This is a genomic window from Bradyrhizobium sp. MI1.10 (genome assembly GCF_055811035.1).
Genome location: NZ_JBVVPN010000071.1, coordinates 16924 through 19944, shown reverse-complemented (window position 1 = coordinate 19944; position 3021 = coordinate 16924). Strand labels below are relative to the sequence as shown.

Sequence of the window (3021 nt, the reverse complement as noted above, 5' to 3'; positions counted from 1 at the left end):
GCCACTGAGCCCCCCGCGTATTCGGGCGCGTCGCGATCAAACCCCGTGTCTTCCCGCGGACACACCGTGCTGGGCTGCGCTGCGCTCGCAATGACGGAGCAAGGGGTGAGACCGCGCCGGCTGACGCGCACGCCTCCTCGAGCTTCAAGCCGTCCGCGCCGGCCGCCAAGCCGCGTAGAGACCGACCAGGGTTCCGATGGCAACCAGTGCTGCGGCCAGCAGCAGCTGCAATTCCCCGTCGTCGGTGGTGCCTACGGACGACACAAGTCTGCTCACGACGACGAACAGAACGCCCACGGAGGCTGCTGCCCCCACGCCGAGATAAGCGAGTTCGCGCGTCAGGTTGCGGCCGAGGAGTCCGAGCGCCGTGAAATACATCGCGCAGGCGTTGGGATGAACGAACAGGGCAATGCGCGCGTAAGGGCCGTAGGCGTCGAGGAGGGACTCACAGCGGTTCAGTGCCGCCTTTGAGGCAACCCGCTGCAACAGCGGTCTGAAAAAGCGAGCCTGTCCGTAACTCAGGACGGCGCCCGCGATGATGGCCAACCACGCCACGATGAAGACGGGGACGTCCGCGGGCTTCGGATTGAGCGCTACGGACATCAGGATAAGAGCGGTTCCGGGAAAATAGCCAAAATACGGGAAGACCGACTCGAGTAGCACGCAGACGAATATGAAGACCGGAAACCACGACGAACCGGTTGCATCCTGGACGACGGCGTTCAAGTCGAACAGATCAGTCTTGTACAGGACGAGGTACATGCACATGGCCAATCCGGCCAGCGCGTAAAACGGCAACGCCCCCGACAGAAACCGCCTCATCCAGCTATCGCGCCTTGTTGCGCGGACACAGCGGAAACCATCGATAAACGCCCCCTACCCAATCGACAAAATCTCGATCTCCTGCGCACCCGATCCCACGACATCTCCGACCGCCTTCCCCATCAACGACTTTGCCACCGGCGCCACGAACGAGATCGTGCCGGCCTTGGGATCGGCTTCGTCCTCGCCGACGATGCGATAGGTTTGCACGCGGCCATCGGCGCGGCTGAAGGTCACCGTGCTGCCGAAGGCGACGACATCAGTCGAGGCCGGGGCGGGAATGACCTGCGCCGTGCGCAGCCGTTCGGTGAGATAGCGGGCGTCACGCAAGGGCACCGCCGATTGCCGTCGCTTTTCGTTGACGTCCTCGATCGCCTGCGCAGCTTCATAGGCTTCGCGTGCGTCCTGAAGCTGCCTTTGCAGCGCCTGCAAGCCTGCTTCCGTCACGAGGTTTGGATGCGGCGAGATCGGCCGATCCGGCAACAGCGTCTCGGCGGCGGTTTCCGCGCTCTCTTCTTTGGTAAAGGCAACGCTCAAGTCGAAATTCCTGTCGAACTGTTCGGGCTCATGGCCAGGATCATATCTCAAGTTCGACGAAACGGCGCAGCTTGAAGACGATGTCCGGCATGGCCTGGCGGAACCGCGTGGCATCCCGGAATGTGGTCGAGAACGGCGCGAAGGTGATCATCGCATTCCAGTGCCTGTAACCGTAGACCGTGACGGAGGCACCGGTCGCCGGAAAATTCTCCAGCTTGCGCAGCTCGCCCAGGACGAGATCGGCGATCGCTTCAGCAGGCAGCAACTGCTTGCCATCAGGCGTCGTAGCGATCTTCGCGGGCGGCTCGACCGGCTTCGCGGCAGCCGCCGCCGCACCGGGCGCGTTCTCGGAATTGTTCTCTGCGTTGTTCTCGGCCTTGGCCGGCGGCGTATCGGCCGCGGGCGGCTCGGCCAGCTCAAATCCGTTCGTCGGCGCTGTCGGCGGCGGAACCTCGATGAGCGGCGGCGGCACAATACTGTCTGCGGCGCGCCTGTTGCCTCCCAGGATGCTGCTGATCATGGCCACGAGGCCAGCATCCTTCACGTCGTCACTCATTACTCCCCCTAGGCTTCGGCCTACTCTAGCACCGCTCGCGCGGACCGCCACTGGGGATGTATGGCCGGATTCCGCCCGGCCAAGGTCCTATTTTGACGCGATGGCACCGGCGGTGCGATGCCCGATCACGCCGCGCCGCCGTGCGATCCGTCACTGCTTATCGAACGGAATGTATTGCTGGTACTGCTTGGGCACCGAGCTGCGGTAGCGCGCGGGCACCGTGCCGCTGTCGACCGAGTGATCGATCTCCTGCTGCCGCGTCATCTTCTTCTTCGCCGGCTTTTTCGACGCACTCTTTTTGGAGTCGGTCGGCTGGCTGGAAGCGTCATTGGTTGCGCCCGGCGCGGTCGTCGTCGCTGCCGGCGCGGCGGTTGTCGTCGCAGGCGCCGCGGTTCCGGCGGCGGCTGGTGCGCCCTGCGCCAACGCGAGCGGTGTCTGCATGAGAAGCGCCAGCGCTGCTGTCGCAGCCAGCAAGTATGATTTCTGCATTAGAACCTCCAAAATACCTGATCCGAATAAGGCAAGCGTAGTTCTCCGGGATCGACGCGTGCAAGTCCGTTCACGATAGGCTCGAACCCCACCGTGAACTGTGGCCGAGATCACATTGCCGGCGGCAGGCTGCGTCATGATGTGCCTTGTCGCGAACGCAAGGCATTCTGGCGACACCAACACAGGCATGACTGCGCAACAGACGAGCCAGGCTCGCTGACATTCCCACCCACTCGCTCTCGAAGGAGACTGACATGCGTCGCACCATCCTCACTCTCGCATCGCTCGCGGCCCTGCTCGCCGTAGCATCCCCGGCCGCCCAGGCACATCCTGCGAACGATCGATATTGCATCCAGGGCCGCTCGTGGGGTTACCCCGGCAATTGCCAGTTCGCCAGCTATCAGCAGTGCCTCGCCACCGCCTCCGGCACATCGTCTTATTGCGGCATCAACCCGCGCTACGCGTTCTCGCAGCAGCGCGACTACTGACGAATTGGCGGCGTGGGGGGGGGGGGGGGGGGGCCCGGCCCCCGGGGGGGGGGGGGGGCCGCCCCCCCGCCCCGCCCCCCCCCCGGGACCAGGAGGGGGGCGCCCCCGCGCCGGCCGGCCGCGCGGGGG

Annotated in this window: 5 protein-coding genes; 1 reads left to right on the top strand and 4 read right to left on the bottom strand. The window is 64.9% G+C overall.

The genetic code is table 11. From position 1 onward, the window contains the following. Window positions 1–144 precede the first annotated feature (144 nt). From AC0L3K_RS37855 to AC0L3K_RS37840, 4 genes are all read right to left on the bottom strand, one after another. The gene (locus AC0L3K_RS37855) at window positions 145–822 is read right to left on the bottom strand and encodes a hypothetical protein (RefSeq protein WP_473367982.1); all 678 of its coding nucleotides are present in this window, start codon (window positions 820–822) and stop codon (window positions 145–147) included. A gap of 54 nt (window positions 823–876) precedes the next feature. Next, window positions 877–1359: a transcription elongation factor GreA gene (greA, locus tag AC0L3K_RS37850; RefSeq protein WP_007596453.1), complete on the bottom strand. Its 483-nt coding sequence runs from the start codon at window positions 1357–1359 to the stop codon at window positions 877–879. A gap of 40 nt (window positions 1360–1399) precedes the next feature. Then, a complete protein-coding gene (locus AC0L3K_RS37845) occupies window positions 1400–1915 on the bottom strand; it encodes a hypothetical protein (RefSeq protein WP_354167894.1) in 516 nt (171 codons plus the stop codon). A gap of 150 nt (window positions 1916–2065) precedes the next feature. Then, on the bottom strand, window positions 2066–2404 hold the full coding sequence (locus AC0L3K_RS37840) for a hypothetical protein (protein ID WP_007596462.1): 339 nt from the start codon (window positions 2402–2404) through the stop codon (window positions 2066–2068). 254 nt (window positions 2405–2658) lie between these two features. Here AC0L3K_RS37840 and AC0L3K_RS37835 point away from each other — a divergent pair, with 254 nt between their 5' ends. Further along, window positions 2659–2892, top strand: coding sequence for a DUF3551 domain-containing protein (locus AC0L3K_RS37835; protein ID WP_007596464.1), 234 nt, complete (start codon window positions 2659–2661; stop codon window positions 2890–2892). The last annotated feature ends 129 nt before the right edge of the window (window positions 2893–3021 follow it).

Bases quoted from the DNA above. Each gene is read 5' to 3' on its own strand.
- AC0L3K_RS37835 (WP_007596464.1), top strand. From the start codon at position 2,659: ATGCGTCGCACCATCCTCACTCTCGCATCGCTCGCGGCCCTGCTCGCC.
- AC0L3K_RS37855 (WP_473367982.1), bottom strand. From the start codon at position 822: ATGAGGCGGTTTCTGTCGGGGGCGTTGCCGTTTTACGCGCTGGCCGGA.
- AC0L3K_RS37845 (WP_354167894.1), bottom strand. From the start codon at position 1,915: ATGAGTGACGACGTGAAGGATGCTGGCCTCGTGGCCATGATCAGCAGC.
- AC0L3K_RS37840 (WP_007596462.1), bottom strand. From the start codon at position 2,404: ATGCAGAAATCATACTTGCTGGCTGCGACAGCAGCGCTGGCGCTTCTC.